At 34.0% G+C, this 20,009-nt stretch carries 19 protein-coding genes; all 19 read right to left on the bottom strand.

Annotated elements, in window-relative coordinates; all coding sequences use genetic code 11:
* Positions 1-48: 48 nt before the first annotated feature.
* Positions 49-1,503: an NAD(P)/FAD-dependent oxidoreductase gene (locus WY13_RS03305; protein WP_063554289.1), complete on the bottom strand. Its 1,455-nt coding sequence runs from the start codon at positions 1,501-1,503 to the stop codon at positions 49-51.
* Positions 1,504-1,702: 199 nt separating this feature from the next.
* Positions 1,703-2,545 (bottom strand): formate/nitrite transporter family protein, encoded by an 843-nt coding sequence (locus WY13_RS03300; protein WP_063554288.1) that lies wholly within the window; start codon positions 2,543-2,545, stop codon positions 1,703-1,705.
* 17 nt (positions 2,546-2,562) lie between these two features.
* On the bottom strand, positions 2,563-3,198 hold the full coding sequence (locus WY13_RS03295; protein WP_063554287.1) for a DUF3786 domain-containing protein: 636 nt from the start codon (positions 3,196-3,198) through the stop codon (positions 2,563-2,565).
* A gap of 149 nt (positions 3,199-3,347) precedes the next feature.
* Positions 3,348-3,692 (bottom strand): hypothetical protein, encoded by a 345-nt coding sequence (locus tag WY13_RS03290; RefSeq protein ID WP_063554286.1) that lies wholly within the window; start codon positions 3,690-3,692, stop codon positions 3,348-3,350.
* Positions 3,693-3,715: 23 nt separating this feature from the next.
* Entirely contained in the window at positions 3,716-3,910 is a 195-nt protein-coding gene (locus tag WY13_RS03285) for a CooT family nickel-binding protein (protein WP_013240356.1), read from the bottom strand.
* A gap of 196 nt (positions 3,911-4,106) precedes the next feature.
* Complete coding sequence (gene acsV / locus WY13_RS03280) at positions 4,107-6,041, bottom strand: corrinoid activation/regeneration protein AcsV (RefSeq protein WP_063554285.1); 1,935 nt, start codon at positions 6,039-6,041, stop codon at positions 4,107-4,109.
* Between the two features lie 37 nt (positions 6,042-6,078).
* Positions 6,079-6,453 carry a glycine cleavage system protein GcvH gene (gene gcvH / locus WY13_RS03275; RefSeq protein ID WP_063554284.1) on the bottom strand — a complete coding sequence of 125 codons (375 nt, stop codon included), beginning with the start codon at positions 6,451-6,453 and terminating at the stop codon, positions 6,079-6,081.
* Positions 6,454-6,608: 155 nt separating this feature from the next.
* On the bottom strand, positions 6,609-8,735 hold the full coding sequence (gene acsB, locus WY13_RS03270; RefSeq protein WP_063554283.1) for an acetyl-CoA decarbonylase/synthase complex subunit alpha/beta: 2,127 nt from the start codon (positions 8,733-8,735) through the stop codon (positions 6,609-6,611).
* Positions 8,736-8,780: 45 nt separating this feature from the next.
* On the bottom strand, positions 8,781-9,566 hold the full coding sequence (gene acsE / locus WY13_RS03265; RefSeq protein WP_063554282.1) for a carbon monoxide dehydrogenase/acetyl-CoA synthase methytransferase subunit: 786 nt from the start codon (positions 9,564-9,566) through the stop codon (positions 8,781-8,783).
* 111 nt (positions 9,567-9,677) lie between these two features.
* Positions 9,678-11,030 (bottom strand): acetyl-CoA decarbonylase/synthase complex subunit gamma, encoded by a 1,353-nt coding sequence (gene acsC / locus WY13_RS03260; RefSeq protein ID WP_063554281.1) that lies wholly within the window; start codon positions 11,028-11,030, stop codon positions 9,678-9,680.
* Positions 11,031-11,068: 38 nt separating this feature from the next.
* Positions 11,069-12,013, bottom strand: a complete 945-nt coding sequence (gene acsD, locus WY13_RS03255; protein WP_063554280.1) for an acetyl-CoA decarbonylase/synthase complex subunit delta — start codon at positions 12,011-12,013, stop codon at positions 11,069-11,071.
* 18 nt (positions 12,014-12,031) lie between these two features.
* Complete coding sequence (locus WY13_RS03250) at positions 12,032-12,805, bottom strand: AAA family ATPase (protein WP_063554279.1); 774 nt, start codon at positions 12,803-12,805, stop codon at positions 12,032-12,034.
* Positions 12,806-12,943: 138 nt separating this feature from the next.
* Positions 12,944-14,326, bottom strand: coding sequence for a dihydrolipoyl dehydrogenase (gene lpdA, locus WY13_RS03245; RefSeq protein ID WP_063554278.1), 1,383 nt, complete (start codon positions 14,324-14,326; stop codon positions 12,944-12,946).
* 34 nt (positions 14,327-14,360) lie between these two features.
* A complete protein-coding gene (locus WY13_RS03240; protein WP_063554277.1) occupies positions 14,361-15,242 on the bottom strand; it encodes a methylenetetrahydrofolate reductase in 882 nt (293 codons plus the stop codon).
* Positions 15,243-15,264: 22 nt separating this feature from the next.
* Complete coding sequence (locus WY13_RS03235) at positions 15,265-15,915, bottom strand: methylenetetrahydrofolate reductase C-terminal domain-containing protein (protein ID WP_013240366.1); 651 nt, start codon at positions 15,913-15,915, stop codon at positions 15,265-15,267.
* Positions 15,916-15,942: 27 nt separating this feature from the next.
* Positions 15,943-16,797 carry a bifunctional 5,10-methylenetetrahydrofolate dehydrogenase/5,10-methenyltetrahydrofolate cyclohydrolase gene (locus WY13_RS03230; RefSeq protein WP_063554276.1) on the bottom strand — a complete coding sequence of 285 codons (855 nt, stop codon included), beginning with the start codon at positions 16,795-16,797 and terminating at the stop codon, positions 15,943-15,945.
* A 102-nt stretch (positions 16,798-16,899) separates the two neighbouring features.
* The gene (locus WY13_RS03225) at positions 16,900-17,532 is read right to left on the bottom strand and encodes a cyclodeaminase/cyclohydrolase family protein (RefSeq protein ID WP_063554275.1); all 633 of its coding nucleotides are present in this window, start codon (positions 17,530-17,532) and stop codon (positions 16,900-16,902) included.
* A 21-nt stretch (positions 17,533-17,553) separates the two neighbouring features.
* Positions 17,554-19,230, bottom strand: coding sequence for a formate--tetrahydrofolate ligase (locus tag WY13_RS03220; RefSeq protein WP_063554274.1), 1,677 nt, complete (start codon positions 19,228-19,230; stop codon positions 17,554-17,556).
* Entirely contained in the window at positions 19,231-20,007 is a 777-nt protein-coding gene (locus tag WY13_RS03215) for an AAA family ATPase (RefSeq protein ID WP_192844983.1), read from the bottom strand.
* Positions 20,008-20,009: the final 2 nt, after the last annotated feature.

The following is a 20,009-nucleotide window of genomic DNA, read 5'->3' as shown; positions in this document are numbered from 1 at the left end:
TCTAAGTGCTGAAGCACTAAGAATCCTGTCAATAAGCATTAGGTGGAGTCAAAACTCCATCTGATGCCAAGAATTCTGTTTATCTTTTCCTACTAATATATTTGAATGATTTCCAAACTTAGTTACTTCTTGTGGTGAGATCTTCAATTCTCTTGCCAAAATTTCAACTACTCTCGGTAAGCAAAATCCTGACTGACATCTTCCCATGCCTGACCTAGTTCTCCTTTTCACAGCATCCAATGTTCTTGCACCAAGAGGTCTCCTTATGGCATCTAATATTTCTCCTTCTGTAACAGTTTCGCATCTACATATAATTTTACCATACTTTGGGTTACTGGCAATCATACGTTTTCTCTCTTCATTTGTCATTTCTCTAAATTTAGGTATTCCTTTTCTCATAGGGTTAAACTTATCGTTCTTTTCCGGTTTTAACTTACTAACTACGATATCTCTAACCATTTCTGCTATAGCAGGGGAACTGGTTAAACCCGGTGATTCAATACCTGCCGCATTTATAAAATTCTCGGCATCCTCTGCTTCTCCAATTATAAAGTCTCCTTCTAGACTATGTGCTCTAAGCCCAGAAAAAGAAGTTATAATCTGTGTCATTTTCAACTTATTTACACTTAAAGCTGCCTTGGAAAGCACGAAATCTATCCCTCTACTTGTAGTAGTTAAGTCTGTTTTATCTTCTATATCTTCTGCATCAGGCCCTATAAGCAAATTTCCATCTATTGTAGGGGTAACTAAAACTCCTTTTCCATTCTTAGTAGGTAATTGAAATACAGTCATTGAAACCGCATGTTCTGCTGCCTTATCAAATAAACAATATTCCCCTTTTCTTGGAACTATTTTAATTTTTCCAGCACTTATCATATTATTAATTTCATCTGAAAACAATCCCGCTGCATTTATTATAAGTTTCGTTTCTATACTTTCTCTATTGGTTTCTATTATATAGAATCCCCTACTCTTCTTTAAAGATATTACTCTTGTATTTAACTTAAATTTTACCCCATTTACAGCTGCATTTTCAGCCAGTGCTATGGTCATTTCATATGGACAAATTATTCCTCCTGTTGGAGCATATAGTGCAGCAACTGCTTTCTTTGATATATTGGGTTCTACTTCTCTTACTTTATCCCCATCTATTATTTCAAGATCAGGAACTCCATTTACAATTCCCTGTTGTTTTAATCTCTCCAGATTTTTCACTTCAGATTTATTAAAGCAAAGCACTAATGATCCAACTTTTTTAAATGTGAAGTCTAATTCTTTAGAAAGCTTATCAAACATACTATTTCCAATCACATTTAGTTTGCTTTTTAACGTATTGGGTTCTGCGTCAAATCCTGCATGAACTATACCACTATTTGCTTTGCTGGTACCATTCCCAACATCAGAATCTTTTTCTACCACACATATATTAAGTTTATATCTGCATAACTCTCTTGCTATGGCACTTCCAACAACTCCAGCTCCTATAATAGTAACATCAAACACTGAATATTCCTCCTTATGTAATAGTAAAAAATAAAAAGAGCCAACCTTAAGGCACCAATTAAATGTCTTAAAACTCTGGCTCTCTTTTTTCTTTGTCATAACCATATTTCTTAATATTAAATTAAGTTTAACATATACGATCACACTATTCAAGAATGAAGAATGATAATTAAATAACAATCGAGGGTATAAAAATACCTTATTTATATACGCTCTCCCTTGGTTTAGAAGATTTATATTTATAAACAACAAAATATGCTAATCCAACAAATAATGATCCTCCAACTATATTACCTAAAGTTACAGGTATTAAATTATGAACTATTCCAGCCACAGATACTATCTTATCTTGTGAAATTCCCGATGCTGCTACAAATGAAGCATTAGATTTTGCAAAAAGTCCAGCTGTTAAAAAGTACATATTGGCAACACTATGCTCGAATCCACAAGTTACAAAAGTCATTATAGGAAACCATATTATTACAATTTTACTTATTATATCTTTAGCTGCAAAAGCACCCCACACTGCAAGACATACTAAAAAATTACACATTATTCCACTACAGAAAGCAGTGCCAAAAGAAAGTGACGCTTTAGTAGAAGCTACTTTTATAACCGTTCCACCAAGTTTTCCACTACTCATCCCAAAAGTTCCTGATTCAAATACTAGAAAGGCTACAAGAACCGATCCTATAAAATTAAATATGTAAACTACTATCCAGTTTTTAATCATAGGCTTAAAAGTTATTTCTTTTCCAGCTAGCGGCACAACCATAAGACAATTTCCTGTAAAAAGCTCTGCTCCACATATAACTACTAAGATAAGTCCTACCGGGAAAACAGCTCCCCCTACAAACTTTGAAACTCCCACATTTGTTATACCATGAGATGCAACAGCAGAAACAACACCACCACATGCAATAAACGCCCCCGCGAGTATTCCAAGTACAGCCTGTTGATAAGTCTTTAGTGCTGCTTTAGAACACCCCGCTCCTACAGCAGCATTACATATTTCATTTGGCTTTAACATATTATTTTCCATTTCGAGACCCCCATCTCTTATTTTTTATATGCTAAATTTGTTATAATTCCTATAGATGTGTCTCCTACCACAGCTAAATCTTCAGCCGTAAAATAAAATGGCACATTACTATTGAATAATATCTGGGACGAAGGTGCAAATTCTTCATCACCTTCCCATAATGCAAAAATAACATATATGTTGTTTAAAAATCTAAATTTATAAGCAGCATCCCCCATGCTTACTTCTTGAGCTCCTAGACTTTCAAACACTTCTTTAAACTTCTTTATATTGTTTCCAAAGGTTTTAGATAATCTTAATAAACATCTCCCATAAAAATTACTATAGTACACATTTCCGCCATCCACTTCTCTATAGGTTATATATTTATCAGAAGGTGCTAATCCTTTGCCCTGCATCAGATATCTCAAAATTAAAGTCTTAGGAGGATATTTTTCTATTTCAGAACCATCCTCATTAAGAACCTCACCGGAAGGATATTTTACTACTACATTTTTCCCCATCAACTTTACTTCTATTTCTCCTCTGGATTCATTATATATACACCCTGCATTTTTTGCCATTTCTTCAGGTTCAAAATTTTTAAATACGCTTTTATAGTGATCATAGGGTATTTCATCCTTTGGTTTTTTGTCTATATCATTCTTGTACATCTATTACACCCCTCCAAAACAAATAGCATTATTATTTTTTTAAGTTTCTAATAACTATATAATTTCCTAATAGATGGTATATAGGACTAAACAACTTCAATCCTATATCTTTCTATAAAATTGAAGTTGTTTAACAAACTTAATCTAAGCTATTCCATATGATTTTCTGCTTCTTCCAACATATTGTCAGCCTGTTTCATAAAGCCGATTGCCTTTTCAATAAATTGTGAAGTTTCTACTTTTCCCATATTTTTTGCTTTGTCTACCCATTCTGCAAATCCTTCTTCATGGGATTTATTATGCTCTACCCAATGACCTAAAAGTATTTTTAATGTTTTTTCTTCCTTACTTTCATCTCCATCTAACATTTCATGTGTATGATGGTGATCATCATCGTGAACATGTGTATGAGTATGAGCTATACCATCATGATAATGTTCATGAGTATGAGGTGTATCGTCATGATGGTGATGGCATTCATGTTCGTTGTTCATTATAGTACCTCCTTATACAATAGCTACATTGCCTTTTCTATTACAATCTTATGCTCCAAAAGCCTTACTTCCTTTAACATTCCTTCTATTATCTCTTCTTCTCCTAAAATGTCTGTCAATGACAACTTACCATTTTCTTTTGGAACTATATCCACTACATAATCCATAATTTTACGTTCACCTTCAGGTGTTACCAAATAAGCTGTTGATTCACACATTTTCAATTACCTCCTCTTAAATTTTACACATAAGCAGGGTGCTAATTCTGATATCAGATAAATAATTTGCTTAATCTAATATCAGAATAAATATTTACCCTAAGTTAAAAATTAACTTTCAAATTAAGTATACTCCTTTTAATATGTTATTAAAATAACATAGCGATAAAATGGCAGCATATTAATTTCAATATGACTAAAGAGACTTATCTAAAAGCTTCTTAACAGTAGGAAATTTTTCTATATCGGTATGCGGCAGGAAGCAAGCTGATACAAACTGATCCATATATAATGGATCTACGCTAAGCTCTACATAGGTCATATGATTTGCTATTTCCTCCAATTTGTGCCTTGCGTCCTCACTCATCAGTGTCAAATAGCATCCCATAAGAGAACTATTACCTATATAATTTATTTTATCCTGATCTATATCAGGCAGCATTCCTATCTTTACAGCATTCCCTATATTTAAACTATTTCCTATGCCTCCTGCTATATAGATTTTATCTATCATTGTAAAATCCATCCCCAGGTTATTTAAAAGTGTAGTAATTCCAGAATAAATTGCTGCTTTTGCCCTGATAAAATTGTCTATATCCACATCTGTTATACTTACATCTCTATCCAAATCATATTGCTCTTTAAAAACTAAAATATATTCCCCAATTCCGTTTTCATCAAATCTAACTCTATTAGTTTTTAAATTTTTTACTATTTTGCCCTTTCTATCGATAATTCCTGCAAACATCATTGAACATATTAAATCTATAATACCTGATCCACATATTCCAAGAGGCTTTTCATCGCCAATAACGCTAATTATAGGTTCATAGTCACTACCTATTTTAACCTTTTCTATGGCACCTCCTGATGCCCTCATTCCACAACTTATTTCTCCACCTTCAAAGGCAGGTCCTGCAGAACAAGCACAGGTCATCAGATATTCTTTATTTCCAAATACAATCTCACCATTTGTTCCTAAATCTATAAATAGTATATTATCTTCAGTATTCCACATTCCCGAAGACAATACACCTGCAGTTATATCTCCCCCTACATAACTTGCTACACAAGGAATCAAATATATAAATGTTTCAGGGTTAACTTCTATATTTAGTTCAGAAGCTTTTATAAAAGGAGTCTTAACAAAAGCAGGTATATATGGCTCCATTCTTAAAAAATTTGAATACAACCCTAAAAAAAGATGAGACATAGTTGTATTACCAGCCGTAACAAAGGATACCACTTGTTCCTTTCTTATTCCTGAATCCATATACATCTTATTTAAGAGGGGATTTATAGTTTCCTGTATTACTGCGTGATTCAATTCCTGTAGTCCGTTACCTTTAGTAGAATACATTATTCTGTTTATAACATCTGCTCCATACTTTATTTGAGCATTTCCAGATGAAGCTTTTGCAATTAATTGGCCATTGTATAAATCCACCAAGCACGCTGCCACAGATGTAGTACCAATATCCACTGCCACTCCATAAATCTTATCTGTCGTATCCCCTTTTTCTATATCAACAATTGTAGTTTTACCTACTCCTCTAGGTATATGAGTTATGGTTACTTTAAAATCTGCCTCTCTCAAAAGCTGAGGTATCTTTCTCAATATGGGTAATCTACAAAATACATTTTTACAATTTAAATGATTTTTAATATGTCTTTTTATCCTTTCAAAATCAGATATATTATCATTTAAATTAGGAGGATCTAGCTCTAAATAATCCTTCCTTACATAAGTCTTAAATTCCATACCACATTTTAGTATTTGGTTTTTAGCTCTTTCAAATATATCATATTCTCTCTTGCTTGAGAAATCTTCTATTTTCATTCCATGCATTGAAGAGGATGCAGTGCCTGGTATTTCTACTACTATATCTTCTTTAACCTTGCACTGACAAGCAAGCACATATCCTTCCTTTTTTTCTTTTTCTGTAATGTGCCTGCTATCTTCTGATATAACATTTCCAGCTGTTACCTTAACTTTACATTTTCCACAGGACCCACTTCCATTACATGGAGTGTCTATAAATACACCTGCTTTTCTGATAATCTCCAGCAGATTTTCTCCTTCCAAAACATCTATTTCTTTGTTGTATGGAGTAAATTTAACTTTTACCATATTTTGTGAATACCTCCTTGTGAAAAGTAACCTTTGTTTATTTCAAACCTGCTTCATATTCAGAAGCATCTACTAAGTTTTTAACTTCACCACTGTCTTTTACTTTTATTTTTACTATCCATGCATCATAAGCATTCTCATTTATATATTCTGGTTCATCATCTAGTTTTTCGTTAATTTCGAGCACTTCTCCAGATAATGGAGATATTACATCTGAAGCCTTTTTAGAGGATTCAACAACTCCAAGAGAAACTCCTTGAGTAATTTCATCTCCTACATCTGGCATTTCTACAAATAATATCTCTCCAAGTTGATCCTGTGCAAAATCACTTATACCTATAAGTGCTGTGTCTCCTTCAATCTTTGCCCATGTGTGTTCTTTGCTATACTTTAATTCTTTTGGAAAATCCATAAATAACACTCCTTTATAAATTAAATTTTTATAATTGGATGAGTAAACGGTTTATATAAAATTTCAGACTTACACTCTCAACTTAATGATTCATTAATTAAAACAATAGTGACAGTTGCTCCTGTCACTATCATTTAAGTATCTAGAAAATTTTACTACATTATTGGATCCATCTTTAATGCAGGATGGCCTTTTTCTTCCAAGAATTTTACTACATCTTCAGATTCTGTAGCTATAGTTTCATCACAGATCATATCTGTAAAATTATCTATATTATATAATTCCTTTGCTGTCTTATTTAATTTTTCTGCAACAAAGTCTTTTAATTCTTTTGGCATCCAAACTATTCTACCAAGTCCGCCTTCACCTTTCATAAACTTCTTTGAAGCTATGAATTGTCTTCCATGTCCCATAAATCCTGGAGTCTGAACTCCACCACCTGTCATAGATGCAAGTTCACCAAATGTCATTCCAAGAGGAGTTGTTGATCCAAATTCTCTGTTTACCATTACAACACCATTTGCTTCTGGCATTATACCTGTAATACACTCAAAACATCCACAGGAAGTCATTGGATCTTGTAATATACTGTATAATGTAACACTCTTTACAGCACCTTGAGAAATTTTTGAAACAGTTTCATTTACTTTTTCCCAAATACCTAAATTTTCATCAACCACACCTTCTTTTGGAACTGCCTGACATGGTCCTGTTGGATTTAATTCAAGTGTAGCTTTAGCATCAAGCCATGAAACTGCTCCACAAAGTCCAAGTCTTTCAGGAGTTACTATACATACATGTGCAGGTGCAAAGGATTGACACAAATTACATGAGTAAAAAGTATCAACTTTTTCATCAACTAATGATTCAAGTCTTGCATCTCTTTCTGCATATCTTGGTACAGCATATTTGCCTTCTAATTCTTCAGCCTTATCTGGATCAGTTATTATAGTTACTTCACATTTATCTACAACTGAGCCAAATTCATCTAACATTTTAGCGTATATTACTTCACCAAAATGTTTTAATCTAAATCCTTTTTCATAAGCTTCTTTGCCTACTCTTACCCAAGTCATATTTCTCTGACCAACATGCATTACTCCTTCTATATAGTTCAAGAAATAGTGAAGTCTTCTTTCAAGCACTGGCTCAAAATCCTTCTGCATATTAGTTCCACTTACTTTAACAAGCATTCCAAGAGGCATCCTTCCAGGAGCCTTATCTATAGTATCTATATCTGGTCCTATAATTTCTATCTTATGATCTTCAATTTCTCCCTGCTCTGCACACATAACTAATTCCCAAGCTTTAGTCTTATTTCCACCAAACTCTGCAAGCATATCATTCTTTCTTATTCTTTCACCTTCAAATGCTGCTGCAAAAGCAACTGGAATTGGGATCTCAGTTATCTTTATCTTTATATTCCTAGCTTCTAATGAAGTTTTAACAACTTTATCAAAATCTTTTTGAGTTAACAACAATGTAGGAACTTCTGGTACAACCTGATCAGTTATTACAGGGAATCCAAGTGCTATAGCTCCTGCACCTGCTGAAACTACAAGTTCGCTTAATGGTCCAAATGCATTTACAAAAGCAGGTACTCTTTCTGCTGTATATTTCAATATATCATTTAACTGTCCGCCCTTAATTCCTCCGAATATAAGTGCAGCTCTTATAGCAAAACTTACAATATGAATTACGGATGTAACATCATATCCAAGTGGAATAACCCTCAGGTCAAGTCCCATCTTAACTTTGCCTTCTATAGCCTGATCTATTACTTTGCCTACCAAACAAGTAAGTAATCCTTTTGATTGGTAATCCTTTATTACTTTTGCTGCAGTTTCAGAATCCGGAAACTCTCCAAGTACAACTGCTACACCTGGGACATCACCTGTAACAAGTGGTACTCCAAATGATCTAATTATTGGATCTGAGATAAATCCTACACATGGTTCTGCATAAGGAGCATCTGAAAGGACATACTTTGCAGCTTCTATAATTTCTGCTGCAACAGCTGTTGCAAGTCCTGAATTTAAAAGCTTATCAAGCATTTCTTCCTCAACTATCAAACTTCTTACTATATCTAATGCACCTTCTAATTCTCCTACATTAGTTATCTTTTTTCCTGTAGCTGCAAAAATTACTGGTAGTGAATATACAGTATCAGGAAATGCTACTTTATAGTCTCTACCCTTCTCGTCAACAGCTTGCTTAACTATGCCTTCAGCAGCTGCTAAAGCCTGCTTTGAACCAGTGAATACAGTTTGAAATAAATTCATTTTTAGCCCCTCCTAATTTAAAATATTATATATTATAACTCTAAATTATAACTCTAAGTAAGAATCTGCATATAAAACAGCACCATTTACAACGTCACAAGTCTTTATTGTCTCCATTAATCTCTTATCACATGGATTCATTATTGCAGAAGTAAGACCACATTGTATTGCCATAGCTGCAAAAGTTGCATCCATTATTGGTCTTATTTCTTTAGGTGCTCCATTTGAAACATTGCTTAATCCACAGCAAGTTCTAAGACCCATATCACTTATTAATTTAATAGCCTCTAATACTTCCTTTTGTTTATCTTGCATGCCCTTTATTACTAAGAATAATGGATCAAACAGTAAATCTGTAGGCTCCATTCCAAGACCCATACCTTTTTCAAGCATTTCTGTACAATATGCTATTCTTTCATCATTGTCTTTTGTTATTCCTTCTTTTGCACAAAGTGCTATACTCATAGCATCATATTCTGCAGCTAAATCTATATTTCCAATTCTTTCTCCTGCATCTGCAGAATTTATGATAGGTTTTCCTTTTGCTCTATTGTAAACTTTAAGTCCTGCCTCTATAGCTTTCTTATTTGTTGTATCAAGTGCTAGTGGAACATTGTCAAATTCACTTTGAAGAGCCTTAACACCCCACTGCATTATTTCTTCTCCATCTTTTCTTGCTGGTCCTATATTAAAATCTAGATAATTAGCTCCTGCATCCAATTGTTCTTTTGCTCTTTTAAATATTGGTTCAGGATTTCTCTCTTCAATAGCCTTCCTTATAGATGGAGATATGCAGTGAATTCTTTCGCCTATGATCATAAATTTATCCATGTTCAGATGACCTCCTATTTACCTTAATCTTTATAAACTAGTATTAACTTATATTGTCAGGCAATAATTAAAAATTTTTAATCATTGCCTATTTTTTACTTATAATAATTTTTACTTAGCAGTTAACTCTTTTAATAATTTAGGAATAAACATAGCTTCTGTACTACTGATTACTATATTCCAATCTGGAAGAAGTTCCTCTAATTCACCTTTTAACACTGCAACCTTTCCTGGGATTAAAAGAGTTCTGTTCTTAGTCTTCTCTGATATTCCACACTTCTTTATTTCATCAGCTATTGCAGCACCAGTAAATTTACCTGCAGCCCAGGATGTAAGAACAGAATATCCGCCTGCATCTGGTATAACCATCCATACTGGAACTTTAGATCTTTCAACTTCTCCTGAAACTAGGAAGTAAGTAAGAGCAAAGTCAACAGTACATAATACTGGTGAGTTTTCATCTGGGTTGTTAATTCCATGTATACCCAAATCAACTGTCATTGGTTTTTGTGGATCTGTAAATACATTCTGTCTTATACTATAAAGAGGAAGTGCTCTTGCATAATCCATATCACTTAAAACAAGTAATGAACCATATTTCAAAGTAAATAATGTAGATAAAGCTACTTCCATAAATTTATCAGCTTTAGTAAGTTCATCTAAGAATAGTATAGAAGGATATCCAAAAGTTCTATCCTGACCTTCAATATTTATTCTTCTGATTTGAACTGTATTTTCAAAAGCTTCTTTAATGGATTTTCCACCTGGATCAAGTACTAAGTTCTTATATCCCAATTTTTGTATTTCTTCTACTAGGCCATATAGAGCTTCCAATCCATCTGCCTTTACACCTAATGCTAATTTATCTCCTTTTACAAGTTCAACCATTTCTTTAAAGTTATCTTTATTAGCTCCATAAACTAATGGATTTTCATCTTTAACGAGTGAAAGAGCTTCTTTCATTACTGCTGCATCCTCACAGACTAAAGCATAAGCTACTTTTACTCCGCTTGCTTTTATTTTATTTATCAAAGCAAGATATTTGTCTTTATTTCCTGCATATTTTATTGCAGCAAATTCGGCTTTCATTTGTTCACCGATTCTAACATAATCTACATCTTTTATATGTTGAATTTTAGCATCTACTTCTGCATCATCCATACTATCGGAAAATGCAACTGCAAATCTATTTCTATTTACAAAAGTTTTTTCATGACGGAATAAAACAGTTTCTCCACCTAATTTATATTCATTATCTCCCTTACCAATAGTTATTGTCTTCATAATTGGTGCAGTAGCTTCAGCTAATTTTTCCATTGCCTCATCACTCATATGAGGACATTTTCCTATTTCCACAGCTCCTGCTGCTACTTTCATTGAAAAAGCTAGACAAGTAGGAAAACCGCAATCCTTACAATTCTTTTTTGGTGTTAATTTAAATATATTTAATCCTGTTAAAGCCATTTTTAATCCTCCTTATTTAATCCCAGTATAAATTTTAATTAACCTAATAATTCCTTAATAAAGTTTCTAATTACTTCTACAGATTTTGGATGACGTAATATTACAGCATCGGTTCCTGATGCTAATACTCCGGATGCTGTTGCAACTTCCATGGAAATTGTTCTTTCTTCCTGACTTCCCCATTGTGGTGAATCTTCTTCTGAATCCATTGCCTCTTTTACTTTGCAAGCTTCGAAAGAAACAGGGCTTATTATAGGAATTTGAAGAGTTTTATCATCTTGACCAAGTGCTGCAAGTTTTACTCTATCTAAAGTTGATATAACATATTCATAACCATATCCACCTGCTGCACATCCTACGTTGTCAACAAACTTTGTATTGTCTATTCCAAGTTGATTCATTAAAATATTTATCTGTTTTGCAAGGTTTATATCAACTGAAGATTCAGCTACAACTTTGTCATTATAAGCCATTACGCCTGCGGCTCCTACTGTCTTATAGTTATCTTCTACTGCAGACATTAAAAGTATATTGTGTCCTTCAGTTTCCTGAGCAACTTTTTCAAATAATTTTGCATCTTTTTCATGATTTCCTGTACCTGCAACTACTAATGGAGTTGTTATAGCTTCAATTACAGCTTTAACTGTTTTAGCACAATCTTCTGGTGCAGCATCTGTACCATTTGGATCAGCACTTATGAGTCTTAGACATATAAAATCTGGACTATATTTTTCTTCTACAAATTGTGCCCATTTAGCAGGGTCTTTTGCAACATCTTTGTATATATCTTTTAAAGGATCTATCCATTCTTCTGGATATACATCTAAAATTTCCATACCTACTTTTGGGCTATTTCCTGTATCTCCATCAAAAGTATAAAATGGTAATACTGATTCTCCTCCTAATTTTAATGCTTTTTCTCCTGTTCCAATTTCAACTTCACCAATTTTGCCTGAAAATTTTTGTGTTGGTTTTTTGAACATAATGTATGCCTCCTTAATTTAATTTTCAAATTGAATTTTTGATAGTATTTCATTCAATGCTTTTCTGCATGAAGAATCCTCTGGCAGCTCTACTAATGCTTTTCCATCTGAATCAAATTGATAGACCATTTGGTCCATCGGCACAACTCCTACTAAATCCAGTTCTTGTTTTTCTATTTCTTCTTTTATTCCTGAATTCAACTTACCTTCTGGAGCTCTATTTACAATAAGAAAGATTTGGCCAACTTTTAACTTTAATTCAGCAACTAACTGTTTTATTCTTCCAACAGCCTGTATACCTCTTCTGGAACAATCGCTTATCAGAAATAGAGTATCAATAGGATCTATAAGTTTTCTACTTAAGTGTTCCATTCCCGCTTCATTATCAACTACTATGTAATCATAATTACCAGAAAGTGAATCCACTTGTGCTTTAAGTATTCCATTAACATAACAATAACATCCTGGCCCCTGGGATCTTCCCATAACAATAAGGTCATAACCGTCTCCTTCAGTTACTGATGCATTTAATTTATACTTTAAATAATCTGCTTTCATCATACCTCCAGGAAAATTATCCCCTGCAAGTGATCTTTTATTTACATCTTCTTTTATTTGTCCAATAGTCTCTTCAATATCTGTTCCAAGTACTTCATTTAAATTAGCATTTGCATCAGCATCTACTGCTAAAATAGGTCCTGAACCTTTCTTTACCAAATAATCTATTAAAAGACCTGTCAAAGTAGTTTTACCGGTACCACCCTTACCTGCTACAGCTATTTTATATTCCATAGTACAACCTCCTTATATTGCTGTGTTTCAGATTACTTATAAAAAGCCTATTACAAATTTTATGCCTCTTATGTAGAAAACATCTATAATTATATATTATATGTATAGGGCACTATAGCCCTATACACATTAAACAATTTAATCAACAGAATGAACACATTGTTTGTGTACATCATGAAGAGCTTCCATCATTGCCTCAGACAAAGTTGGATGTGGATGAATAACTTCACCAACTCGTTCTGCTGTTAAACCAAGCTCACAAGCAACACCTAATTCTGAAATCATATCTGTTGCTCTATCACCTACAATAGCAGCTCCAATTATTACGTCCTTTTCATCTGTAATAATCTTTACAAATCCTTGGAATTTGCCCATAGCTTGAGCTTTTCCAAGTCCTCTAAAATCAAATCTTCCAACCTTGTATTGGATTCCTGCCTTTTCAGCATCTTTCTCTTTCATACCTACAGAAGCTATTTCTGGTTCTACAAATGTACATCCAGGTACTGCTTTGTAGCTCATTTTCTTCTTTTTATCTAAAACTGCATTTTGAACAGCTACAATACCTTCTCTTGAAGCCACATGTGCAAGGGCAGCAGTAGGAATTAAATCACCTATTGCATAAACTCCCTCTACATTAGTTTCTAAATATTCATTTACAATTATTCTTCCTTTTTGATCTTTTTTAATACCTATATCATCCAAACCTAAACCTTCAGTATAAGTTCTTCTTCCTACTGCTATGAGAAGTGTTTCAGCTTCCAAAACTTTTCCGCTTCCCAATGTAGCGGTTACTGTATCACCTTTAACTTCTACATTAGTTATACCATCACCTACAAAGTATTTTATCTTATGCTGTTTAAAAATTCTCTGCAGTTGTTTTGCCACATCTTCATCTTCAAGTGGTGCAAGATGAGGAAGAGCTTCGACAACTTTAACTTCTACTCCCATACTATTTAGGAAATATCCTATTTCACAACCTATAGGACCTCCACCAACTAATATCATTGACTTTGGAAGTTTTTCCAAATTTAAAACTTCATCTGAAGTTATAACCTTTTTACCATCATACTTGAATACTCCAGGTGTAACAGGTACAGAACCAGTAGCAAGTATAATTTTATCTGCCGTTATGGATTCTTTAGATCCATCCTGCTTTGTAACCTCTACCTCTTTATTGCTTATAAGTTTTCCTGCTCCCCTTACAAGCTTTACTCCTCTATGTTCAAACATAAATTCTATACCTTTTACAAGTTGATCTACCACTTTATTTTTTCTCTTCATAATTGCATCAAAATCAGCTTTTACTTCACCTTCAACATTAATTCCAAATTTTGATGCTTCTTTTACTGCACTTAAAATATCTGTAGAAGCAAGTAATGCTTTTGTAGGTATACATCCTACATTTAAACAAGTTCCTCCTACATATTTCTTTTCAACTACAGTAACATCTGCACCTAAAATAGCAGCTTGCAGTGCAGCTACATATCCTCCTGGTCCTCCACCAATTACAACTACTTTCATTTCTAATCGCCCCTTATTTTTTAATCCTATATCTTTATAATCCTGCTTCGTCCAATATTAATGGCACATTTTCTTCCGCACCAATTGCCATTATATGAACTCCATCGCAAAGTCCTGATTCTTTTACAGTCTTTATAAATTCTCCTGCTATCTTTATGCCTTCTTGAACTTTATCCTCAGCATTCTTCATTCTATCTATAAGTTCATCAGGTACAAATATACCAGGTACATTTTTATTCATGTATTTAGCCATACCAGCTGACTTTAAAGGTATTATGCCTACCATAACTTTGGCATCTACACCTTGAGCTTTAGTCTCTTCTTTGAATTTCTTTAAAGTTTCCATATCATAAACAGCTTGAGTTTGAAAGAATTTAGCTCCAGCTTTAATTTTCTTCTTCATCTTTATAACTTGAAGCTCTAACGGATCATATCTAGGTGTAACACAGGCCCCTAAAAAGAAATCTGGTTTCCCTTTTAGTTCAGTTCCACCCATGTCTTTTCCACCATTTAAAATACTTGCCACCTGTAATATTCCAACACTATCTAGATCATAAACTGGCTTTGCACCAGGGTGATCTCCTGTAGCAGTATAATCTCCAGTAAGAGCTAAAACATTTTCAATTCCAAAAACACCTGCAGATAACAATTCCCCTTGAATTGCTATTCTGTTTCTATCTCTTCCTGTTATTTGAAATACAGGTTCTAATCCTGCATCTTTTAATACTTTACAAGTAGCTAAAGATGTAGCTTTTAACGTAGCAGACTGGAAATCCGTTACATTAACTCCCTGAACTCTTCCTTTTATCTTTTTGGCACATTCAATTAAATGAGAAAGATCCGTTCCCTTTGGAGGTGCCATTTCAGCTGTAATTGCAAACTCTCCCTTTTCAAAAGCTTCCTTCAATAAGCTCATTTTTTAATCCCCCTTCTGATTATTACTTAGCATTTAAATTTATTTTTCTAGGATGAGCACTTATTTGATAATCTCTTGGCTTTCTTAATTCTGTCAAATTATCGAGCTGTCCTAGTTCTTTTAATTTATTGTATATTAATATCCAAGCACAATCATTTTCAGGATCAACTTCACATTTACCATCTCTTGCACCACCGCAAGGTCCATTCAAAAGTCCCTTTGCACACATTGTAATTGGACATATTCCCCCTGTCCATCCAAGCTGGCAATTTCCACAAGCTTTACAAGCTTCTGCATATTGTCCAACTCTTTCTACTTCACCTATAAACATAGTGTTATTACCTGGATAAACGGGAATTTTTACTAACTTGGCTACAGTTTGAGTTCCATCCCCACAAGCTAGGGATACTACTGCATCCGCTTCTTTTAATTCAGCTTTTAAAGACTTTAAATCTTTTCTTGTTTTTAAAAGATTGCAGGAAGGATCAAGTATTTTGTATCCTAAAACTTTTTTGCCTTGTTCTTCTAACTTGGCTTTCATTGCTAATACTTCTTCTTCTCCGCCTACTTTACAGGTAGTTGCGCATAAAGAACATCCTGTGATTATTACTTTTTCACTGTCTTTAAGGTAATCCAATAATTCATCAAAAGATTTTTTTTCTGAAATAATCATATTTATTCCTCCATTTATTTCACAGGTTTATAGGTTATTTTGTAACTTACAGGCTTTTACAATATGCTGTGCAAGTATGGATGAAGTAACTGAGCCTACTCCTCCAGGAACTGGTGTTATCATTGAAGCTTTTGATTCACAGTCTTCTGTATCTACATCTCCACATAACTTTCCACTTTCATCTACATTTATGCCTACATCTATAACTACGGCACCATCTTTTACATATTTTGAATCTATCATTTTAGCTTTTCCTATGCCTACTACCAGTATGTCTGCCTGGGAACAAACCTTTGGCATATCAGTAGTTTTTGAATGACATACGGTAACTGTAGCATTTTCATTTAAGAGCAGCATGCACGCTGGTTTTCCAACTACCATAGATCTTCCTACTATAACTGCATTTTTTCCCTTCATAGGAACTTTATAATGCTTAAGAATTTCTATAACAGCAGATGGTGTACAAGGTGCAAATCCTGTCATATCTTTTTCCATCAATTTAGCAACATTTACAGGACTAAAGCAATCTACATCTTTCTCAGGGGCGATTATATATTTTATAACGCTTTCATCTAATTGCTTAGGAAATGGTCTGAATACCATTATTGCGTTTACAGTCTTGTCCGCATTTATTTTTTTCAATTCTTCAATAAACTTGTCTTGTGATATATCTGCTGGTAGCTCTTTAACAACTGCCTCTATTCCAATTTTTTCGCACTTTTTTAGAGCTCCTTTTTCATAAGCAAGGTCACTTCCGTTTGCTCCAACTCTTACTAATGTAAGCTTTGGAGTAATACCCTTTACCTTTAAATCATTAACTTCTTTAGTTAAAGCTTCACTTATAGCATCTGCCACTGGTTTACCTTTAATTATTTGACCCATACTTATATCTCCTTCATATTAAAATTAGCTATCTGTACCATACTAAACTAATTTACAAGTGCCTCCAGAAGAAATTAAAATTTCTTCTGGAGAATAATAATTTTATTTGGAAAGTGCACTAACTACTTTTTCATATACCTTATCTGCAATCTTAATGCCTTCTTCAACTAAAGGTTCCGTCTCTGCTTTTACCTTTTTAACATATTCTGCATCTTTAATAGAATTTATGTTGATTATGACATTAAGCTGCGCTCCAATAATAGCAGCTCTTAAACACTGTACTCCTACTCCAACATCACTTATTGCAAGTTTAGAGCAGTTGTCCACAAGTGCCTCATGGAGTTTTATTGCTTCATAAGCTTGTTTAACAATACTTACTGGAACACCACAGGCTTTCTTTAAACACTTTTCTAAAGTCTCTTCCTTTAATTTTTTCTGCTCTTCAGTATCTTTTGGCATTCCATAAGCCTTTGAAAGTGGTAGAAAACACTCTGCATCTGCATCCACCATCTTTAAGAGTTCTGCTTGAAGCTCATAAGCCCTTTTAAGTATGCCTTTTACCTTTTCATCATACTGTGCATACTTTTTCTTTCCTATTGTAAGGTTACATACCATGCCTCCAAGTGCCATTCCTATAGCACCTGTAATAGCTGATCCTCCGCCTCCACCAGGAGTTGCAGCTTTAGATGCAAGAACTTCTATAAAATCTGTGCAGCTTTTATCTGCTAATTTCATATTGTTTCCTCCTAAATGTTTTTAGAATAATCCGCTTATTACTCCATTTTCATCTACATCTATTTTTTCAGCAGATGGAACTTTTCCAAGACCTGGCATCTTCATTATTGAACCAGTTACTGCAACTACAAAACCTGCTCCAGCAGAAATTGTAACCTGTCTTACTGTAATATTAAATCCTGTTGGTCTTCCAAGTTTAGTCTGATCATCAGTTAAGGAATATTGGGTCTTTGCTATACATACTGGTGTTTTACCAAATCCTAATTTTTCAAGCTCATCAATTTCTTTATCTGCCTGATTTGTGAAAGTAACGTCATCAGCACCATATATTTTCTGAGCTACTGCTCTTATTTTATCTCTGATTGGTAATTTTTCATCGTAAGCAAACTGGAAGTCATTTTTCTCTTCTTTTATAAGTCTAAGTACTTCTTCGGCAACTTCTATTCCACCTTCGCCGCCTTTAGCCCAAACTTCTGATAATTTTACATTTACGCCTAATTCTTTACATTTATCTTCTACTAATTTCAATTCTGCCTGTGTATCTGTAGGGAATGCATTTAATGCAACTACTGCTGGTAATTTGTATACCTTAGTTATATTCTCTACATGTTTTAATAGATTTGGAAGTCCTTTTTCAAGAGCTTCTAAGTTTTCATTATTTAAGTCAGCCTTTGGAACTCCGCCATTGTATTTTAATGCTCTAACTGTAGCAACTATTATTACTGCATCCGGTTTTAATCCTGCCATTCTGCACTTGATGTCTAAGAATTTTTCAGCACCTAGGTCAGCACCGAAACCTGCCTCCGTAACTACATATTCACCAAAGTGAAGAGCCATTCTAGTAGCCATTATTGAGTTACATCCATGAGCTATATTTGCAAATGGTCCGCCGTGTACAAATGCTGGTGTTCCTTCAAGAGTTTGAACTAGATTTGGTTTTAATGCATCTTTAAGAAGTGCTGCCATAGCTCCTTCAGCTTTTAAATCATGAGCTGTTACAGGCTTGCCATCTCTAGTGTATCCTACAACTATTTTAGCAATTCTCTTCTTTAAATCAATTATGTCACTTGATAAACAGAATATAGCCATTATTTCTGAAGCAACTGTTATATCAAATCCATCTTCTCTAGGTGTTCCGTTTGCTTTTCCACCTAATCCATCAACTACAAATCTGAGTTGTCTGTCGTTCATGTCCACGCATCTTCTCCAAGCAATTCTTCTTGGGTCTATGTTAAGTTTATTGCCTTGATATATATGATTGTCTATCATTGCTGCAAGTAAATTGTTAGCAGCAGTGAGTGCATGTATATCGCCTGTAAAGTGTAGGTTTATGTCTTCCATAGGTACTACTTGAGCATATCCACCGCCGGCAGCTCCACCTTTTATACCAAATACAGGTCCCATAGATGGTTCTCTAAGTGCAACGACAACAGATTTTCCCATTCTATTTAATGCATCTGCTACACCTATTGCTGTAGTAGTTTTTCCTTCTCCAGCAGGTGTTGGATTTATAGCTGTACATAGTATAAGTTTTCCATTCTTACTAGGTGTAGTCTTTAACAAGTTGTAATTTACCTTTGCTTTGTATTTACCATACAATTCAATATCATCTTCGGAAATATTTAATTTCTTTGCAATTTCCTTAATGTCCTTCATTGTGCATTCTTGAGCTATTTCGATGTCTGATTTATAAGTCATTTAAAATACCCCCATTTCTAATTTTTGTTTTATATTTTTTACCTCCTGAACGGTTTCCTTATTGGAATCGTAAGGAGATTGATTGACTCTATCAGAACTTCCAACTGTGTCACTATAATGTATAAATCCAAGACATTCTTTTTCATCTACGTTTTCCAATACAAATTCTTCGTCCTTTTTATTCCTAATTTTATTTGCCACCACAAATATCTTTTCTATTCCTATATCCTTAGCTAATTTTTTTACATGTTTGAACGTTTGTATACTCCTTATTCCAGGTTCTACAACAACAATAAATACATCTACACCTTGCGCTGTTCCCCTTCCCAAATGTTCAATACCTGCTTCCATATCCATTATGACGATGTCTTTGTTTTGGAGCATTAAATGTGACGTGAGCTTTTTTAGCAAAACATTTTCCGGGCAGAAACAACCTGTTCCACCTGTATCAACTGTTCCCATAGTTAAAAGTCTTACACCTTTGTATTCCTTGCAATATCTTTCTGGTATATCATCAACTTTAGGATTTATTTTAAACATTTTTCCAAAGGATCCTGGAGTAGAATTTGTTCTCTCTGCTACTAACTTTTTCATTTCTGAAATTGGAACAATCTCATCTGATATCTCTTTTGGAAATCCTAATGCTAATGCCAAATTGGGGTCAGGATCTGCATCCACAGCTAAAACATTATATCCTTCTTCTGCATATATTTTACTCATTATCGCTGAAAATGTAGTTTTACCTACACCACCTTTACCTGTTATAGCCATTTTCATTT

Origin of the sequence: Clostridium ljungdahlii (assembly GCF_001636845.1) — a bacterium.
Classification (GTDB): Bacteria; Bacillota; Clostridia; order Clostridiales; family Clostridiaceae; genus Clostridium_B; species Clostridium_B ljungdahlii_A.
The sequence above is the reverse complement of the archived record's forward strand: the minus strand, read 5'-3'. Positions and strand labels throughout refer to the sequence as shown.

Coding starts and splice junctions, on each gene's coding strand:
- WY13_RS03300 (WP_063554288.1), bottom strand. CDS start 2,545: ATGGAAAATAATATGTTAAAGCCAAATGAAATATGTAATGCTGCTGTA.
- WY13_RS03295 (WP_063554287.1), bottom strand. CDS start 3,198: ATGTACAAGAATGATATAGACAAAAAACCAAAGGATGAAATACCCTAT.
- WY13_RS03290 (WP_063554286.1), bottom strand. CDS start 3,692: ATGAACAACGAACATGAATGCCATCACCATCATGACGATACACCTCAT.
- WY13_RS03285 (WP_013240356.1), bottom strand. CDS start 3,910: ATGTGTGAATCAACAGCTTATTTGGTAACACCTGAAGGTGAACGTAAA.
- acsV (WP_063554285.1), bottom strand. CDS start 6,041: ATGGTAAAAGTTAAATTTACTCCATACAACAAAGAAATAGATGTTTTG.
- gcvH (WP_063554284.1), bottom strand. CDS start 6,453: ATGGATTTTCCAAAAGAATTAAAGTATAGCAAAGAACACACATGGGCA.
- acsB (WP_063554283.1), bottom strand. CDS start 8,735: ATGAATTTATTTCAAACTGTATTCACTGGTTCAAAGCAGGCTTTAGCA.
- acsE (WP_063554282.1), bottom strand. CDS start 9,566: ATGGATAAATTTATGATCATAGGCGAAAGAATTCACTGCATATCTCCA.
- acsC (WP_063554281.1), bottom strand. CDS start 11,030: ATGGCTTTAACAGGATTAAATATATTTAAATTAACACCAAAAAAGAAT.
- acsD (WP_063554280.1), bottom strand. CDS start 12,013: ATGTTCAAAAAACCAACACAAAAATTTTCAGGCAAAATTGGTGAAGTT.
- WY13_RS03250 (WP_063554279.1), bottom strand. CDS start 12,805: ATGGAATATAAAATAGCTGTAGCAGGTAAGGGTGGTACCGGTAAAACT.
- lpdA (WP_063554278.1), bottom strand. CDS start 14,326: ATGAAAGTAGTTGTAATTGGTGGAGGACCAGGAGGATATGTAGCTGCA.
- WY13_RS03240 (WP_063554277.1), bottom strand. CDS start 15,242: ATGAGCTTATTGAAGGAAGCTTTTGAAAAGGGAGAGTTTGCAATTACA.
- WY13_RS03235 (WP_013240366.1), bottom strand. CDS start 15,915: ATGATTATTTCAGAAAAAAAATCTTTTGATGAATTATTGGATTACCTT.
- WY13_RS03230 (WP_063554276.1), bottom strand. CDS start 16,797: ATGGGTCAAATAATTAAAGGTAAACCAGTGGCAGATGCTATAAGTGAA.
- WY13_RS03225 (WP_063554275.1), bottom strand. CDS start 17,532: ATGAAATTAGCAGATAAAAGCTGCACAGATTTTATAGAAGTTCTTGCA.
- WY13_RS03220 (WP_063554274.1), bottom strand. CDS start 19,230: ATGACTTATAAATCAGACATCGAAATAGCTCAAGAATGCACAATGAAG.
- WY13_RS03215 (WP_192844983.1), bottom strand. CDS start 20,007: ATGAAAATGGCTATAACAGGTAAAGGTGGTGTAGGTAAAACTACATTT.